At 37.0% G+C, this 16718-nt stretch carries 16 protein-coding genes; 12 read left to right on the forward strand and 4 right to left on the reverse strand.

The window, feature by feature from the left end:
- Positions 1 to 78: 78 nt before the first annotated feature.
- Positions 79 to 219, forward strand: coding sequence for a hypothetical protein (locus MKY94_RS06190; protein ID WP_191696433.1), 141 nt, complete (start codon positions 79 to 81; stop codon positions 217 to 219).
- 405 nt (positions 220 to 624) lie between these two features.
- Here MKY94_RS06190 and rnjA read toward each other — a convergent pair whose 3' ends face one another.
- Both rnjA and MKY94_RS06200 read right to left on the reverse strand, forming a co-directional pair.
- Complete coding sequence (rnjA, locus tag MKY94_RS06195) at positions 625 to 2292, reverse strand: ribonuclease J1 (protein WP_151110679.1); 1668 nt, start codon at positions 2290 to 2292, stop codon at positions 625 to 627.
- Positions 2293 to 2295: 3 nt separating this feature from the next.
- A complete protein-coding gene (locus tag MKY94_RS06200; protein WP_144537894.1) occupies positions 2296 to 2505 on the reverse strand; it encodes a DNA-directed RNA polymerase subunit epsilon in 210 nt (69 codons plus the stop codon).
- Between the two features lie 287 nt (positions 2506 to 2792).
- On the opposite strand from MKY94_RS06200, the gene MKY94_RS06205 reads away from it, so the two are divergent.
- Positions 2793 to 3566: a Cof-type HAD-IIB family hydrolase gene (locus MKY94_RS06205; protein WP_225321703.1), complete on the forward strand. Its 774-nt coding sequence runs from the start codon at positions 2793 to 2795 to the stop codon at positions 3564 to 3566.
- Between the two features lie 11 nt (positions 3567 to 3577).
- Positions 3578 to 4513 carry a carbohydrate kinase gene (locus MKY94_RS06210; RefSeq protein ID WP_342578256.1) on the forward strand — a complete coding sequence of 312 codons (936 nt, stop codon included), beginning with the start codon at positions 3578 to 3580 and terminating at the stop codon, positions 4511 to 4513.
- Between the two features lie 142 nt (positions 4514 to 4655).
- Here the strand turns inward: MKY94_RS06210 and def are convergent, their stop codons facing one another.
- On the reverse strand, positions 4656 to 5213 hold the full coding sequence (def, locus tag MKY94_RS06215; RefSeq protein WP_151110673.1) for a peptide deformylase: 558 nt from the start codon (positions 5211 to 5213) through the stop codon (positions 4656 to 4658).
- Between the two features lie 132 nt (positions 5214 to 5345).
- Between def and MKY94_RS06220 the strand changes: the two genes are divergently transcribed.
- From MKY94_RS06220 to MKY94_RS06255, 8 genes are all read left to right on the forward strand, one after another.
- Positions 5346 to 5990, forward strand: a complete 645-nt coding sequence (locus MKY94_RS06220) for a YkyA family protein (RefSeq protein ID WP_151110671.1) — start codon at positions 5346 to 5348, stop codon at positions 5988 to 5990.
- A 740-nt stretch (positions 5991 to 6730) separates the two neighbouring features.
- The gene (pdhA, locus tag MKY94_RS06225; RefSeq protein WP_144537901.1) at positions 6731 to 7843 is read left to right on the forward strand and encodes a pyruvate dehydrogenase (acetyl-transferring) E1 component subunit alpha; all 1113 of its coding nucleotides are present in this window, start codon (positions 6731 to 6733) and stop codon (positions 7841 to 7843) included.
- A 3-nt stretch (positions 7844 to 7846) separates the two neighbouring features.
- A complete protein-coding gene (locus tag MKY94_RS06230; RefSeq protein ID WP_144537902.1) occupies positions 7847 to 8824 on the forward strand; it encodes an alpha-ketoacid dehydrogenase subunit beta in 978 nt (325 codons plus the stop codon).
- Between the two features lie 30 nt (positions 8825 to 8854).
- A complete protein-coding gene (locus MKY94_RS06235; protein WP_151110669.1) occupies positions 8855 to 10207 on the forward strand; it encodes a dihydrolipoamide acetyltransferase family protein in 1353 nt (450 codons plus the stop codon).
- A gap of 3 nt (positions 10208 to 10210) precedes the next feature.
- Positions 10211 to 11623: a dihydrolipoyl dehydrogenase gene (gene lpdA, locus MKY94_RS06240; protein ID WP_144537904.1), complete on the forward strand. Its 1413-nt coding sequence runs from the start codon at positions 10211 to 10213 to the stop codon at positions 11621 to 11623.
- Positions 11624 to 11701: 78 nt separating this feature from the next.
- Entirely contained in the window at positions 11702 to 12535 is an 834-nt protein-coding gene (locus tag MKY94_RS06245; RefSeq protein ID WP_151110667.1) for a polysaccharide deacetylase family protein, read from the forward strand.
- A 133-nt stretch (positions 12536 to 12668) separates the two neighbouring features.
- Complete coding sequence (locus tag MKY94_RS06250; protein WP_144537906.1) at positions 12669 to 13052, forward strand: CidA/LrgA family protein; 384 nt, start codon at positions 12669 to 12671, stop codon at positions 13050 to 13052.
- Positions 13049 to 13726 carry an LrgB family protein gene (locus tag MKY94_RS06255; protein ID WP_342578259.1) on the forward strand — a complete coding sequence of 226 codons (678 nt, stop codon included), beginning with the start codon at positions 13049 to 13051 and terminating at the stop codon, positions 13724 to 13726. Before MKY94_RS06250 ends, MKY94_RS06255 begins: the two co-directional genes overlap by 4 nt.
- A 75-nt stretch (positions 13727 to 13801) precedes the next feature.
- On the opposite strand, the gene MKY94_RS06260 is transcribed toward MKY94_RS06255, so the two are convergent.
- Complete coding sequence (locus tag MKY94_RS06260) at positions 13802 to 15271, reverse strand: aminotransferase class I/II-fold pyridoxal phosphate-dependent enzyme (RefSeq protein WP_144537908.1); 1470 nt, start codon at positions 15269 to 15271, stop codon at positions 13802 to 13804.
- Between the two features lie 484 nt (positions 15272 to 15755).
- Between MKY94_RS06260 and MKY94_RS06265 the strand changes: the two genes are divergently transcribed.
- On the forward strand, positions 15756 to 16715 hold the full coding sequence (locus MKY94_RS06265; protein WP_144537909.1) for a nitronate monooxygenase family protein: 960 nt from the start codon (positions 15756 to 15758) through the stop codon (positions 16713 to 16715).
- The last annotated feature ends 3 nt before the right edge of the window (positions 16716 to 16718 follow it).

Here is a 16718-nt window from a genome sequence, read left to right on the forward strand (position 1 = left end):
TCCAATTGGAGCGCTCTTTTATTTTTGTATATTTTTCTAAAAGATAGACACATTAAGCATAAGAATGGAGGGATTAGGATGAAGAATAAAAGGTATGTTCTTACTATTATGTCTGTTATTTTATCAACAGGTATACTATTCGGATGCAACGGTACCGATGAAAATGAGCCGGACCCAAGTGAAGAGCCTTCTGAGCAGCAAAAAGATGAGAATCAATAATTGCCGTTTATAAATACAGTATCCAAGTATCGATAAGTCTTAAAAAGAGAGTATAAAACGTTAATTCGTTTATATGTTCTCTTTTTGTTTGGCAAAATTTTTGAATAGGTGATGCTTACTTTAAATTTGGTGAAAGAGCTCTCACATAATATTAATATTTCCAAGTATTTTGAGATTTAATACTTTATTATTAGCTAACACTTGTCGATTGTAGTAAATGACTTGAAGAAACCAAGTAGCCGAAGCGCCGAGTCTGAGGTCGTGCTTTTGGAAAGTGTGGCTTATGAATATCTGAATCGATGATTTCTTACTATATATTGTAAAAAAAAGACTGTAGACAATTTCAAATTTCTTTGAGTTTGCCTACAGTCCGAAGCATCAAATAAAATGATGCTTTTATATAATTTATACTTCCATAATGATTGGTAAAATCATTGGGCGACGTTTTGTTTTTTCATATAAATAAGGGCTTAACACATCTGTAATTTCATTTTTTAGCTCAGACCATTCAATAGACTTGTCCTGTATAGTGTATCTTAAATGCTTGTTTAACATTTGCTGAGCTTCATTGATCATCGTGCCTGATTCTCTCATGTAAACGAATCCTCTAGAAATAATATCTGGACCTGACACAATTTTCTTTCTTTCCATATCAGCACTAACAACTACAATTACTAGGCCTTCTTCTGAAAGAATACGGCGATCTCTTAGCACAATATTCCCGATGTCTCCAATACCGCTACCATCAATATATACATCACCAGAAGGGATACGTCCTGCCACGTGAGCTTCAGTTGAGCTCAAAGCAAGAACGTCGCCATTTTCCATAATAAATGTATTTTCAATTGGTACATCACAATCTGCAGCAAGCTCGGTATGAAGTTTTAACATACGGAACTCCCCATGAATAGGCATAAAGAATTTAGGTTTCATCAAACGCAGCATAAGCTTTTGTTCTTCTTGAGAACCGTGCCCAGATGTATGGACGTTATTTAAGGAACCATGAATTACTTCTGCGCCAGCACGGAACAATAGGTTAATCGTTCTGTTTACGCTTGCTCTATTACCTGGAATAGGTGAAGAAGAAAATACAACGGTATCTCCAGGCTGAATTTGAATTTGTCGGTGAGTACCGTTAGCAATTCTAGATAGGGCAGCCATTGGTTCACCTTGGCTACCGGTACATAGTATTAATACTTCGTTTGCCGGTAGTCGATTTAAAGCACTTGTATCTATAAACATTTCCTTAGGGGCTGTAATATATCCGAGCTCTCTCCCGATGGTAATGTTATTATCCATACTTCTTCCAAAAACAGCAATTTTACGATTATGATGCACTGCGGCATCGATAACCTGTTGAAGTCTATGGATGTTAGAAGCGAAGGTTGCAAAAATAATACGGCCATTCACTTTACGGAAAATGGAATCCATACTTTCTCCAACTTTACGTTCGGACATTGTGAAATTAGGAACCTCTGCATTAGTGCTATCAGAAAGTAGACAAAGAACACCATCGCGTCCGATTTCAGCCATTTTAGTCAAATTGGCTGGTTCGCCAACAGGGGTAAAATCAAACTTGAAATCTCCTGTATGCACAATATTACCAGGAGGGGTTTTCACCACAATCCCGAAAGCATCAGGTATACTATGCGTAGTCCTAAAAAAGCTAACTGCGGTTTTTCTAAATTTAATTATATCGTCTTCTTCAATCACATTCATTTTTGTTTGACGAAGTAAACCATGCTCTTCTAATTTATTGCGAAGTAATCCTAGTGCTAGTTTGCTCCCGTATACTGGAACATTAAGTTGCTTTAGTAAGTAAGGGATTCCACCGATATGGTCTTCGTGACCATGCGTAATGAATAATCCTTTAATCTTGTCTACATTTTTAACTAAATAAGTGTAGTCCGGAATAACATAATCAATCCCAAGAAGGTCATCCTCAGGGAATTTAATACCAGCATCAATCAGAATGATTTCATCTTGAAACTGAACTCCATACGTATTTTTGCCGATTTCACCTAGTCCGCCGAGGGCGAAAACAGCAGTTTGATCATTTTTTACAAATTTCATAAATTATAACTCTTCTACTTTGAAATTTGGGCTTGCTTGTTCGTATTCCAAGTGGTTTCCTTCAAGCAGCTGGATAAGCTCAATATTATACTTGCGGTCCTTTAGAAGGGAGCGAACTTCGCGTTCGGATTCTCCCTCAACATATAAGCTCTTTGTGTTTTCGCGAACTGGTACTTCTAGTGCATTTTCTTGATAATAAACTTTATAAATCATTTTTATACTCTCCTTTTTCACGTTCATAATAAATCAATTCTCTTTATATTATCACGCCACTTCTTTAAAATAAAGAAAAGCCCTCCAAATTTTGAAGGGCAAGACATTTGACTTAAGCAATAGTTTTATTTCTGAGCATTCCGCCGAGTCGTCTCAACAATTTCCTTTTCAGGCGTTTCAACATGGCAATCCACTCCTTAAGACGTATTATATACTAAAAAATTAAATTTGTAAAGGTTTTTAACAGAAAAGTCAAATAATTCGAATCGGAAAAGAGGAAAATTTTGATGGTACAAAAAGTATTGATTTTTGACATTGATGGCACTATTTTAGATATGGAGAAAAATATACCTACAGGTGTAGAAGAAGCATTTAAACAAGCAAGAGCAAATGGACATATCACTGTGATTGCTACTGGAAGAGCTCCATTTCTTGCCAAAGCAATCGTAGAACAGTTACAAATAGATTCCTATATTAGCTACAATGGTCAAATTGTCCAATTTGAAGGTAAGACTATACATAAAGGTATTATTGACAAGGAAGAACTTAAAAAGCTTTCTGAATTTGCTGCTTTGAAAGATCAGCCTTTAGTATACATGGACACCAATGAAATGGTTTCCAATGTTCCAGATCATCAAGATGTAATTGAAAGTATTTCAACATTAAAAGTTGGCTTTCCTCGGAAAGCAGAAGATTTTTATTTGAACAATGATATTCATCAATCTCTTGTCTTTTGCAATGAAGAAATCCAAAAGGAATATGAAGAGGCATTTCCCAACTTGTCGTTTATACGGTGGCACAGAGTTTCATGTGATGTGCTTCCAAAAGGGATGTCTAAAGCAATAGGGATAGAAATTCTTTTAGATTATTTAGGTAAAGACAGAAAAGATGCAATTGCTTTTGGTGATGGTTTAAATGATGTAGAAATGTTGAAATTTGTAGGTACAGGAGTTGCGATGGGTAATGCAGAGGAAGAACTTAAGAAACACGCTACAATAGTGACAGATCATGTTGCTGAAAATGGGTTAGTAAATGCAATGAAGAAATTAGAGTTAATTTAAAGGAGTTACATATGAACGAGCAAAAAAAAAAAAACGTATTAATTTATGGAGACGCCTTCGTTGATTATATTGCAGAGGATCAGACAAATAGAAAATTCACTAAATTTTTAGGTGGGGCTACAGTAAATGTTGCTGCAGGTATTGGTAGACTAGGGGCTTCCTCATCTTTTATTACGATAATTGGAGAGGATGAAACCTCGAAGTTTGTCAGAAGAGAATTGGAGGCAGAAGGAGTAAATCTTTCGTATGCCCAAGTGAATTCAGAGAAATGTGTAAGTGGTGTCTATGTTCATTTGACTGAAAATAATGATCGACATTTTCACACGTACGTTGATGATACTCCTGATTTGCAAGTAAATTTCTCCATGATTAACGAAAAAGCTTTTGAACAAGCGGCAGTATTCCATTTTTGCTCTGGGACGTTATTTCATCCAACAGCACGTAAAACTACACGGAACATTGTTGATAAAATAAAAAAATCTAGTGCTCTTTTATCTTGTGACGCAAACATACGACCTTTGCGCTGGGAAACAGAACAGAATTGTAGAGAAACGATTTGCTCTTTTCTTCATGATATAGACATTTTTAAATTGACGGAAGAAGAGCTATTCTTTTTGACAGAAACAAGCTCCCGGTTGGAAGGGCTTAATAAGCTAGCTCCTTACAATATTCCAATTGTTCTTGTAACAGTTGGTGCAGAGGGAACGTACGCCCTTATTGACGGAGAATTGGTTCATATCCCTGTTGAAAAAGTAGTGGCTATAGATACAACTGGGGCTGGCGATGCCTTTATGGCTGGGATTTTATCGAAAATCCAATCAGAGGGTAAGCCAGAAACAAAAGAAGAATGGATCGAGTATATCGCTTTTGGAAATAAACTCGGTTCTATTTGTGCAACTAAGTTTGGTGCACTATCTGCGATGCCAAGACTATCTGATTTAAAATAATTTGCAGTAAGACTATAGACGGACAGCATCCATCTGGTGGTGTTTATCTATAGTCTTTTTCTAACCTTGTTATTTTCTCCAATACAAAAAAGGTTCGCCTTTTCAAAGGCAAACCTTTCTTCGGTATAACAATAAGAAGGTACTATTTACGTTCATATGGGAATGCGTCAGGAATTTCCTCATATGGATTTTGTGGATTGATATGGTCATAAAACATAATTCCGTTTAAATGATCTAATTCATGTTGAAATGCGATAGCTGCTAAGCCTTTTAAACGTTTTTTGAAGGGAGTCCCGTCTGGATGAAAACCTGTTGCGGTAATACGTGCATATCGTGGAACATAACCTTCAATAACTTCGTCCACTGAGAGACATCCTTCTCCAGCCGCTATGTATGTTTTCTCTACAGAATGGCTAATAATTTTAGGATTAACTGCCACAAAGCTGACTTCATTTTCATCTTCGTCGGTTAAATGTAAGGCGAACATCCTTTTAGATACATTTACTTGCGGAGCAGCAATTCCAATCCCCGGTCGAAGGTTGTATTTCTTCACCATTTCATCATCTTGACTATTTATAACATATTGCAATAAGTCATGAGCAAGTGTTTGTTCCTCTTCTGAAAGTGGAAATGTTAACTCATCTGTTTTCTTACGTAGAGTAGGATGGCCGTCTCTAATTATATCTTGCATTAAAATCATCATAATCGTCCTTTCAAATTTCATATTCCTATTATATCGAATTATGTCGTTTTACTAAACAAAAAGGTATATCGTCAGTTGAATTTAATAACTAGAACAATTATAGTTGAAAATGGTATAGGAGGTTGCTGTATGAAAAAAATTAAATTCATAATTCCTTTAAGTATGCTTCTACTCCTTACGGCTTGTTCTTTTGGAGAGAGCACGGAGGAAAAACTGTCCAATGTATTAACCGAAATCTATGAAACTGAGAAAGGGTATAGAGAAGTGCAACCCTTATTAGCGGAAACTGAGTTAAAAGAACTAACCAATTTTCAAAGTATGATGGAGTTAACTCAAGACCAACAGGATGAGCTGAGTGCTCAAGTAGAGGCAACTGCTACTCTTTTAGAGGAACGTTTAGCATTGGTGAAAAAAGAAAAAGAATCGATTGCTAAGGCAAATGAAAAACTTGCAGATTTAGAAGCAGTCATCTCTGATGCAAAAGAAGAATCTGAAAAGGAAAGTATACGTTTAGTGGAAGAGGCCTTAAAGAATCGCTACGCTGCCCATGATAAGTTGGTTGAACAATACAATTCTCTTGCTAGTTTGCAAGAATCGCTTTATAACATGCTGGTTGATGAGGAAGCTAATGTTACTTCGATTCAGGAGAAGGTTGCAGAGGTCAATAAGCAAAATGAAGTGGTGCAACACTCTGTCAAGGAATTTAATGATTTAACAACGCATTTAAACGAAGTGAAGGATCAAGCCTTTTCAACACTTCAAAATCAAGAATAATCTCTACTAATTGCAGCCCTATTAAAGGGCTGCTTTTTTTGTGAAAAAATAATATAAATTTAGCGCCATGAAACAGATGTTCATGGTATTTTTATTATTTCGAAGCTATGGCAGAGATGTTACACATCTAACGACTATTTATAGTATGAAGGATTAAGAATACCTTACAGCGACTATTGTCGGAAAAATCACACGACAAGTGATGAAGCAGACAAAGGCACTTGAGATTTCTTTTGATTAGATTGCATAAAAAGATAGGAAGTGTAAAAAATAACAGAGGTGGTATGTATATTGAAGAGGTTGTTAAACCATATGCTTATGTTGTTTCAGTTATAAGTAAGATTTAAAATATTTTAATTTCATACAAGGTGTTTAGAGGGTGTTCTTTACTACTTAAGTTAATTTCATTAATTGAATTACTCAAAAAGAAGCGTGAACTGTATGATTGACTAAAAGCTCCCCCGAGAACAGAAACTATTTGTATTGTATTTAATATAATTTTGACTTTTGGATCAATACTATTAATAAAATAAATTTTAAGCATATAATTCAAACTGATATAGTACAGACATAATTAATTAGTAGTACAGAAATGAATGTTTATAATATTCTAATATAAAATTAGTAGAATTCTAGATGATTGACCGACCATTTATTCTTGAGTATACTTAAATGGAATTGCGCTTGTACCAATCAAGAAGTAAATAAATTTTAATACAGAGGAAAAGGAGAGGTGCTTTATGGCTTCAAACAAGGAAAAACAGTTTGACCCAATGAAAACGCTTCATGAGATCGAAGAAAAATTTGAAATGTTCCAGATATTGAACGAAGAAGGGGAAATTGTTAACGAACAAGCGAACCCTAATTTATCTGATGAAGATTTAGTAGAACTAATGAGTCGCATGGTTTATACAAGAATTCTGGACCAACGTTCTATTTCCTTAAATCGTCAAGGACGTCTTGGCTTCTACGCGCCTACAGCAGGGCAAGAGGCTTCTCAGCTTGCATCTCATTTTGCTTGTGAAAAAGAAGACTTCATCTTACCTGGCTATCGTGATGTTCCACAAATAGTATGGCATGGTTTACCTTTATGGCAAGCGTTCCTATTTTCACGTGGTCATTTTATGGGTAACCAAATTCCAGAAGGCGTAAACGTGTTCCCACCACAAATTATTATTGGTGCACAATTTATTCAAGCAGCTGGAGTAGCTTTAGGAATGCAAAAACGCGGTAAAAAATCTATTGCTATTACATATACAGGAGATGGTGGTTCTTCACAAGGTGACTTCTACGAAGGTATTAACTTCGCAGGTGCTTTCCGTGTGCCAGCTGTGTTTATCGTCCAAAACAACCAATACGCTATTTCAACTCCTCGTGAGCTACAAACAGCAGCAAAAACAATTGCACAAAAAGGTATTGCAGCGGGATTACCAAGTATCGTTGTAGACGGAATGGATCCGCTTGCTGTATACGTGGCTACAAAGGATGCAAGAGACCGTGCTGTTAAAGGAGAAGGGCCAAGCCTAATTGAGACAGTTTGTTACCGTTATGGTCCGCATACAATGGCTGGAGATGACCCAACACGTTACCGTACTTCTGAAACAGATTCAGAGTGGGAAAAGAAAGATCCTCTAGTACGTTTCCGTAAATATTTAGAAGGTAAAGGTATTTGGAGTGAAGAAAAGGAAGCAGAAGTAATTGAGAGAGCGAAAGAAGAAATTAAAGACGCTATCAAAAAAGCAGATGCTGCTCCAAAACAAAAAGTGACAGATTTGATTAATATTATGTATGAAGAAAATCCATATAACTTAGATGAGCAATTAGCTTACTATACAGAGAAGGAGTCGAAGTAACCGATGGCACAAATGACGATGATTCAAGCAATTACGGATGCTCTCCGTAATGAGCTTAAAAATGATGAAAATGTGTTAGTCTTCGGTGAAGACGTTGGTAATAACGGCGGTGTATTCCGTGCAACTGAAGGTCTACAAAAAGAGTTTGGGGAAGATCGAGTATTTGATACACCCCTTGCAGAATCAGGTATTGGCGGGTTGGCAGTGGGTCTTTCTCTACAAGGATTCCGTCCAGTTCCAGAGATTCAATTCTTTGGTTTCGTATACGAAGTAATGGATTCTATCAGTGGGCAATTAGCTCGCATGCGTTTCCGTACAGGTGGAGCATTTAATGCGCCTGTTACAATTCGTTCTCCGTTTGGTGGAGGCGTTCATACACCTGAGATGCATGCGGATAGCTTGGAGCTTCTAATGACTTCTACTCCAGGAGTAAAAGTAGTTATTCCATCTACACCGTACGATGCAAAAGGTTTATTGATATCTGCCATTCGTGATAATGACCCTGTAATCTTCTTAGAACATATGAAATTATATCGTTCTTTCCGTGGTGAGGTGCCAGAGGAAGAATATACAATTCCACTTGGAAAAGCAGATGTAAAGCGTGAGGGCACTGACTTAACAATTATTGCATACGGTGCAATGGTTCAGGAGAGCTTAAAAGCTGCTGAGGAACTAGAAAAAGAAGGTCATTCCGTTGAAGTAGTTGATCTTCGCACTGTGCAACCATTAGATATTGAAACAATTATTGCTTCTGTTGAAAAAACGAATCGTGCTATCGTTGTACAAGAAGCTCAAAAACAAGCAGGTATAGCAGCAAATGTAGTAGCAGAAATTACTGAAAGAGCTATATTAAGCTTAGAGGCTCCTGTATTACGTGTAGCTGCACCAGATACTGTATTCCCATTCTCTCAAGCAGAAACAGTTTGGCTGCCAAACTCAAAGGATATAGTAGAAACAGCGAAGAAAGTATTAAACTTCTAATAAAAACAAACAATAGAAAGGGTGAGCACTTTGGCATTTGAATTCCGCCTACCGGATATTGGAGAAGGTATACATGAAGGAGAAATCGTTAAATGGTTTGTTAAAGCCGGTGACGAAATAGACGAAGATGATATTCTTTGTGAGGTACAAAATGATAAAGCTGTAGTTGAAATTCCTTCGCCTGTTAAAGGAAAAGTAACAGAGGTATTGGTTAGTGAAGGAACTGTTGCGGTAGTTGGTGACGTACTTGTCAAATTAGACGCACCTGGTTATGAGGATCTTCAATTTAAGGGAGATCACGGCGAAGAAAAAACAGAGGCGCAAGTTCAATCTACTCTAGAGAACGGCCAGGAGGTTGAAAAAGAACCAGTTAGTGCTTCTAAAAATCAGCAACCAGCTACAAAAACAGAAGTGAAAGAAACTTCTCAAGAAGTGAAGCCTGAGCCAAAAGGTGATACTCGTGTAATTGCAATGCCTTCAGTTCGAAAATTTGCTCGTGAAAACGAGGTAAATATTGCAGACGTTAATGGCACAGGAAAAAATGGTCGTATATTAAAAGAAGACATCGAAACATTCTTATCTGGAGACCAAAAAGTAGAAGATACATCTACTGCTGTAGCTGAAGAAAAAGAAAAAGTACAAGAAACGAAAGCTTCTGCTCCAGTTAATTTAGAAGGAGAGTTCCCTGAAACTCGCGAAAAGCTATCTCCAATGCGTAAAGCTATAGCGAAAGCAATGGTCAATTCTAAGCATACTGCTCCACATGTTACTCTAATGGATGAAGTTGACGTGACTGAGCTAGTTGCACATCGCAAGAAGTTTAAAGAAATTGCTGCAGAAAAAAATATCAAGTTAACTTATTTACCTTACGTTGTTAAAGCACTTGTAAGTACGTTACGTGAATTCCCTGCATTGAACACTTCTTATGATGACGAGTCAAACGAAGTAATTCAAAAGCATTACTACAATATAGGAATCGCAGCAGACACGGACAAAGGTTTATTAGTTCCTGTTATTAAAAATGCAGATCGTAAGTCTGTATTTGCAATTTCGGATGAAATTAACTCTTTAGCAACAAAAGCTCGTGATGGTAAGTTATCTCCAGCTGAAATGAAGGGAGCTTCATGTTCGATTTCAAATATTGGCTCTGCTGGAGGGCAATGGTTTACACCTGTTATCAACCATCCAGAAGTAGCAATTCTCGGAATTGGTCGAATTTCAGAAAAACCTGTAATAAAAAATAGTGAAATTGTAGCTGCTCCTGTGTTAGCATTATCATTGAGCTTTGATCATCGCATGATCGATGGTGCGACTGCCCAACATGCGTTGAACCATATAAAACGTTTATTAAGCAGTCCAGAATTATTATTAATGGAGGCGTAAAAAATGGTAGTAGGAGATTTCCCGATTGAAACAGACACTTTAGTAATAGGTTCAGGCCCTGGAGGTTATGTAGCTGCAATTCGTGCTGCACAAACTGGTCAAAAGGTATTAGTTGTAGAAAAAGAACATATCGGTGGAGTTTGCTTAAACGTTGGATGTATTCCTTCTAAAGCACTTATTTCAGTTGGTCACCGTTTCGAACAAGCTAAACATTCAGATGATATGGGTATTACAGCGAGTGATGTTAAAATAGACTTTTCTAAAGCACAAGCTTTCAAAGAAAGCGTTGTTAAAAAATTAACAAGTGGTGTTTCAGGTCTGTTAAAAGGAAATAACATTGAAGTGGTTTCTGGTGAAGCATACTTCGTAGATGCTAACACAGTTCGTGTAATGGATGAAAAATCTGCACAAACTTATACTTTTAAGCATGCGATTATAGCAACTGGATCTCGACCAGTTGAAATACCTACATTTAAATATACAAAACGCGTTATAAATTCGACTGGCGCTTTAAATCTTCAAGAAGTACCTGAAAAACTAGTAGTGATCGGTGGAGGTTATATTGGTACTGAGTTAGGCTCTGCTTATGCTAACCTTGGTTCTCAAGTAACAATTATCGAAGGCGGAGATGATATCTTAGCTGGATTTGAAAAACAAATGACTACAATTGTTAAAAAAGGCTTGAAGAAAAAAGGTGTGGACATCGTAGTAAAAGCTTCTGCAAAAGGTGTCGAAGAATCAGATACTGGTGTAGTAGTAAGCTATGAGGTTGGTGGCGAAGAGAAAAAAGTTGAGGCTGACTATGTATTAGTAACTGTTGGTCGTCGCCCGAATACTGATGAAATTGGTTTAGAAGAACTTGGTATTAAATTCGCAGAACGCGGATTAATCGAAGTAGATAAGCAATGTCGCACAAGCATTAGCAATATCTTTGCTATTGGTGATGTTGTAGCTGGCCCTCAGCTTGCTCACAAAGCTTCTTACGAAGGTAAAGTAGCAGCTGAAGCAATTGCTGGTCAATCATCTGTAGTTGATTATCTTGCAATTCCAGCTGTATGCTTCACTGATCCAGAACTTGCTACTGTTGGTTTATCTGAAGCTCAAGCGAAAGAACAAGGATTTGATGTAGCAGCTGGTAAGTTCCCATTCGGAGCTAACGGTCGTGCACTTGCACTTAACGCTACAGAAGGCTTTGTAAAACTAGTCTCTCGTAAAGAGGACGGATTATTGCTTGGAGCACAAATCGTTGGTCAGGGAGCTTCTGACATGATTGCTGAACTAGGCTTAGCAATTGAAGCTGGAATGACTGTAGAGGATATTGCTATGACTATTCATGCACATCCAACACTTGGAGAAATTGCAATGGAAGCTGCTGAAGTAGTAATGGGTCACCCTATTCATATTCTTTCTAAATAATCAAGTAGGACCAAAAAACCGTGTAGAATTACTCTACACGGTTTTCCTTATGCCTGTTAGAATGGAAATAGAAGGGATATGGTGATTAAATTGAAACTTACAACTTGGTTATTACCCGCAGCAATATTACTATTACTCTCCGGATGCTCTGAAGAGGAGACAGAGGTTGAAAAAGAGGTTGGCGACAGAATAGAAGTTACCCAACAACCAGAATTAGAAGAGGAAACGGAAGAAGTTGAATCAGCAGAAGAAGTAGTAGTAGAAGAACCTGTTACTGAAATACAATATGAAATTAATGAAGCCAATTGGACAATAAAACCAATTGGAGATGCAAATCCTAAGGCGGTCCTTTTAACTATTGATGATGCACCTGATAAATATGCTTTAGAAATGGCGAAGGTATTAAAAGAGCTTGACGCTCCTGCAATCTTTTTTGTGAATGGTCATTTCATAGATTCAGAGGAAGAAAAAGCTAACTTAAAGGAAATCTTTGATTTAGGATTTGAGATAGGAAACCATACACAAACTCATGCAAACCTTAAAAATAGTTCAGAAGAACAACAGCAAGAGGAAATATTAAACGTAAATGAGACTGTAGAATCAGTGATTGGAGAGAAACCTAAATTCTTCCGAGCACCTTTTGGAGTTAATACTGATTTTAGTAAATCTCTAGTAGAACAAGAAGGTATGGTCTTGATGAATTGGACATACGGTTACGATTGGGAAAAGCAATATATGGAGGCTACTAGTTTAGCAGATATAATGGTTAATACAGAGTACTTAGTTGATGGTGCAAATTTATTAATGCATGACCGTGAATGGACTTTAGCAGCTTTACCTCAAATTGTAGAAGGATTACGTGCAAAAGGGTACGAGTTGATTGATCCACATGCCATTAAAGTAAAAGAATAATTTCTTTCACCTCTGTTTGTTTAACAGAGGTGTTTTTCTTTACATAGACATACTAAAAGAGAAGGCGTAAAATAATTTCTATTATCGTTTAGTGGAGGTGAAACTTTAAAAGATTTAAACTTTTAAAGTGTATATGGAAAAAATCACAAAAATAATTCAAATAATCTTTCAAGTTATTATTCTATATTTATTCTTTCTACTTGGATCTTTTACTGTGGGATTGCTGCCATTTTCGTTCCCAGGTAGTATTGCTGGATTGTTGATACTACTTGCATGTCTCCTACTAAAAATAGTTCCAGTTAATTATATAAAAGATGGAGCAGGTTTTTTACTTGCCTTTCTTGCGTTATTATTTGTTCCTGCAACTGTTGGAATTATGGATTATCCTCAATTATTTTCAGTCACAGGAGTATTGATTGTTCTTGCACTAATCATCAGTACCATGGTCACTATTGTATTGACAGGTAAAATATGTCAATATATTGAAGGCAAAATGATAAAGGAGGATGTTAAATGATTGCTATAGGAATGATTATAGCGACAATTCTCATTTTTATCGGAATGACCTTTGTCTATAGAAGATTTACGTATCCTTTGTTGCTACCAATATTAACTACTACTATTGTTTTGGTAGTTATCTTAAGTTTATCTGGAGTTTCATATGATAAATATATGTCGGGAGCTAAGTGGATTGATGGTATGCTAGGCCCTGCAGTAGTTGGGATGGCCTATCCTTTATATACACAACGAGAAAAAATCATAAAAAACAAAGTTCCAATTATATTAGGCGTTACAGTAGCAATGCTTTCAGGACTTATTAGTATTGCTATCTTATCTAAACTAATGTCCTTTGAGGATTTTCTTCAAAGATCCTTATTACCAAAGTCCATTACGTCTCCGATTGCTATGCCAATCAGTGAATCAATTGGAGGAATCCCTGCTTTGACAGCGGTTTTTGTCATTTTAGCTGGTTTAATAGGAGCATTAACAGGATCTTTTCTATTTAAATTATGTAGGATAGATACCGCAATTGGTAGAGGAATCTCTGTAGGAAGTGCATCCCATGGAATAGGCTTATCTAAGCTGGCAGAATACGGGGAAGAAACGATGACTATGGGATCGGTAGCGATGACTCTTAGCGCTATATTAGGAGCCTTTATATGTCCGATATTTGCGCTTATAATTTTTTAATGAGAGTAAAATTATTTTGTATTAAATAAAACAGTCATTTGACAGTAGTCAAATGGCTGTTTTAGATTAGTGTGTTCAAATAATTGCTTGATGCTCTTTAATCACATGAATCATTTCTAAAGTGTCGTCCTCTGGACCTTGAACTGGCAATCCAGCCTTTAAATTCATTTGAATATAGTCAATGTTCCCAGGTGTGATTATTTCCCCGGGAATAAAAATTGGAATCCCAGGAGGGTAAACCATTACGAATTCTGCAGAAATCCTACCACTTGCCTCTAATAATGGGATAGATTCAGTTTCTGCGTAGAAAGCATCACGAGGAGACATTGCTAGTCCAGGAATATCAGGCAGGGTTACAGATGACTCTACTATGGTTGCTTCAGATTCATGGGCAACCACCATACGCGATAAAGCATTAACAAGCATATCTGTTTCTTTTTTCGTATCCCCAAGAGTAATGAGGCATAGAATATTATATAAATCTGAGAGTTCTACTTCGATATTTGCTTTTTCTCGGAGCCAAATTTCTGCTTCAAATCCTGTGATTCCTAAATTTTTCACGCTAATAAGAAGCTTAGTTGGATCAATATCATAAGTAGCTGAGCTTTGTAATATTTCTCTGCCAACGCAATGAATATGCTCAATTTCATTTATTCGTCTACGAGTTTCCTCGGCAATTGTTATTGCTTCACCTATTAAATCCTCACCATGTATAGCTAATTGTCTTCTAGCCGTATCCAATGATGCTAAAAGAGGATAGGATGTAGAAGTTGTTGTAAGCATGGAAAGAATGGATTGCACCCTTTTAGCTGATACTAAGCCTTCTCTTACATTAAGGACCGAGCTTTGTGTCATAGATCCGCCTAGTTTGTGTACAGACGTAGCAGCCATATCAGCACCTGCAGCCATAGCTGAAATTGGAAGGTCGTCATGGAAGTGGATATGTACTCCGTGAGCTTCATCAACTACTACAGGAATACCTTTTTCATGTGATATATCTACGATTCTCTTTAAATCAGCAGCTAGTCCAAAATAGGTAGGATTAATTACAAGTAAACCTTTTGCATCCGGATGCGCTTCTATCGCTTTTTCTACGGATTCAACAGATATGCCATGGGAAACACCAAGCTCTTTATCTACCTCAGGGTGTATAAATACAGGTATAGCACCGGCAAATACGATGGCAGACATAATGGATTTATGCACATTTCGTGGAACGAGAATCTTATCTCCAGGTCCACAAATAGTAAGTATCATAGTCATAATAGCTCCGCTCGTTCCTTGAACGGAGAAAAAAGTTTCATCTGCCCCAAAGGCCTCTGCGGCTAAATGTTGAGCTTTTTTTATAGCTCCCTTAGGCGAATGTAAATCATCTAATGGGGCAATGTTTATCAAATCGATTGAAAGTACATTATCTCCAACAAACTCTCGAAATGCAGGGTCCATTCCTTTCCCTTTTTTATGACCAGGAATATGGAATTGAATTGGATGACGATTTCGATGCTTTAATAGCGCATCGAAGATAGGAGTTTCTAATTGTGACAACGCTCATACCACCTCTAATTTAAAATTTTGCGCATGTAAACGATTCTAGTAGTTATAGAGACGTAGATGCTATTTTAAAACAAATGAATTATAGCATTTAAGGAAATTTATTACTACTATAAAAAACATCAAAATTTAGTTAATTGATTCAATTTAATAATTAAATTGAATTGTAAAAAACATGGGCGATAGGAGAAAATTAATAATATATGAATAAAAAATAGCTGATTTGCGCTTTCGGCGGTCACTTTCCGAGGGAGTGGGAGATTAGTCATCCCACAGGTGTCAACAAAGTGTTGGTTTTTAATATGTAAATGAATTATTTAATAACTCAGGTGTAAATTAAATTAATACATTAATACTTTTAGATTAAATCGGAATATCCACCTAAAACAAATATTGGAGATACCCTACTTTAGGATATAGATCAATTGAATCCTTTTTAAAATATCTTTACACTAGTATAAAAGGGGAGGGCTAAGTAATGTCATTTCAAACAAGAGTCACAGATCTATTGGGAATTGAGTATCCAATCGTGCAGGGTGGACTAGCATATCTTGCATACTCAGAGCTTTGTGTGGCAGTATCGGAAGCAGGGGGATTAGGTCAAATAACAGCTATGAGTCTCTCAACACCGGATGAGCTTCGCCAAGAGATTAATAAGGTGAGAGAGCAAACGGAAAAATCTTTTGGAGTAAATTTTGCTATTGGTCAAACAGGCAGACCCTATGAGCATATGCTTCAAATAGCTATTGATGAAAATGTGCCAGTAATTTCCATGACTGGAGGCAATCCGGCACCTATTTTAGAAAAATTGGCAAAGACAGATATTAAAAAGTTGGTGCTGGTTGCTTCAAAGCGTCAAGCCCAAAAAGCTGAACAACTAGGAGCAGATGCAGTAATGGTTGTAGGTCAAGAAGGAGGAGGGCATTTAGGGAGAGATGACGTAGGCACGATGGTTCTTATCCCGCAAGTAGTGGATGCCGTGAATATCCCCGTAATTGCTTCTGGAGGTATCGGTGATGGTAGAGGGTGGATGGCTGCTCATGCTCTGGGCGCAGAAGGAATAGAGATGGGTACTCGTTTTATCGCAACGAGAGAATGCGTCCATGCATCAGAAGCTTATAAAAATGCCATATTAACTAAAGAAGAAACTGACACAGTTGTTATTAAAAAAGAGCTGGGATCACCAGCACGAGCCATTCGAAACGAGTGGACAGAAACCATTCTTTCTATGGAAAAGGAAAATCCATCATATGAGCATTTGAAGCAACATATTAGTGGAGAAGCGAACAAACAATTTATTTATAAGGGATTAGAGGACCAGGGTTTTGCATGGGCAGGCCAGGTCATAGGTATGATTCATGACATCCCAACTACTAAAGAGTTAATCGATCGTATGGTAGTTGAGGCAATGGACATTCGTAAAAAATGGAAATTATAGGAG

Source organism: Psychrobacillus sp. FSL K6-2843, from assembly GCF_038626375.1.
In the GTDB taxonomy this organism is placed as follows: Bacteria; Bacillota; Bacilli; order Bacillales_A; family Planococcaceae; genus Psychrobacillus; species Psychrobacillus faecigallinarum.

Bases quoted from the DNA above. Each gene is read 5' to 3' on its own strand.
- MKY94_RS06190 (WP_191696433.1), top strand. From the start codon at position 79: ATGAAGAATAAAAGGTATGTTCTTACTATTATGTCTGTTATTTTATCA.
- rnjA (WP_151110679.1), bottom strand. From the start codon at position 2,292: ATGAAATTTGTAAAAAATGATCAAACTGCTGTTTTCGCCCTCGGCGGA.
- MKY94_RS06200 (WP_144537894.1), bottom strand. From the start codon at position 2,505: ATGATTTATAAAGTTTATTATCAAGAAAATGCACTAGAAGTACCAGTT.
- MKY94_RS06205 (WP_225321703.1), top strand. From the start codon at position 2,793: ATGGTACAAAAAGTATTGATTTTTGACATTGATGGCACTATTTTAGAT.
- MKY94_RS06210 (WP_342578256.1), top strand. From the start codon at position 3,578: ATGAACGAGCAAAAAAAAAAAAACGTATTAATTTATGGAGACGCCTTC.
- def (WP_151110673.1), bottom strand. From the start codon at position 5,213: ATGATTTTAATGCAAGATATAATTAGAGACGGCCATCCTACTCTACGT.
- MKY94_RS06220 (WP_151110671.1), top strand. From the start codon at position 5,346: ATGAAAAAAATTAAATTCATAATTCCTTTAAGTATGCTTCTACTCCTT.
- pdhA (WP_144537901.1), top strand. From the start codon at position 6,731: ATGGCTTCAAACAAGGAAAAACAGTTTGACCCAATGAAAACGCTTCAT.
- MKY94_RS06230 (WP_144537902.1), top strand. From the start codon at position 7,847: ATGGCACAAATGACGATGATTCAAGCAATTACGGATGCTCTCCGTAAT.
- lpdA (WP_144537904.1), top strand. From the start codon at position 10,211: ATGGTAGTAGGAGATTTCCCGATTGAAACAGACACTTTAGTAATAGGT.
- MKY94_RS06245 (WP_151110667.1), top strand. From the start codon at position 11,702: ATGGTGATTAAATTGAAACTTACAACTTGGTTATTACCCGCAGCAATA.
- MKY94_RS06250 (WP_144537906.1), top strand. From the start codon at position 12,669: ATGGAAAAAATCACAAAAATAATTCAAATAATCTTTCAAGTTATTATT.
- MKY94_RS06255 (WP_342578259.1), top strand. From the start codon at position 13,049: ATGATTGCTATAGGAATGATTATAGCGACAATTCTCATTTTTATCGGA.
- MKY94_RS06265 (WP_144537909.1), top strand. From the start codon at position 15,756: ATGTCATTTCAAACAAGAGTCACAGATCTATTGGGAATTGAGTATCCA.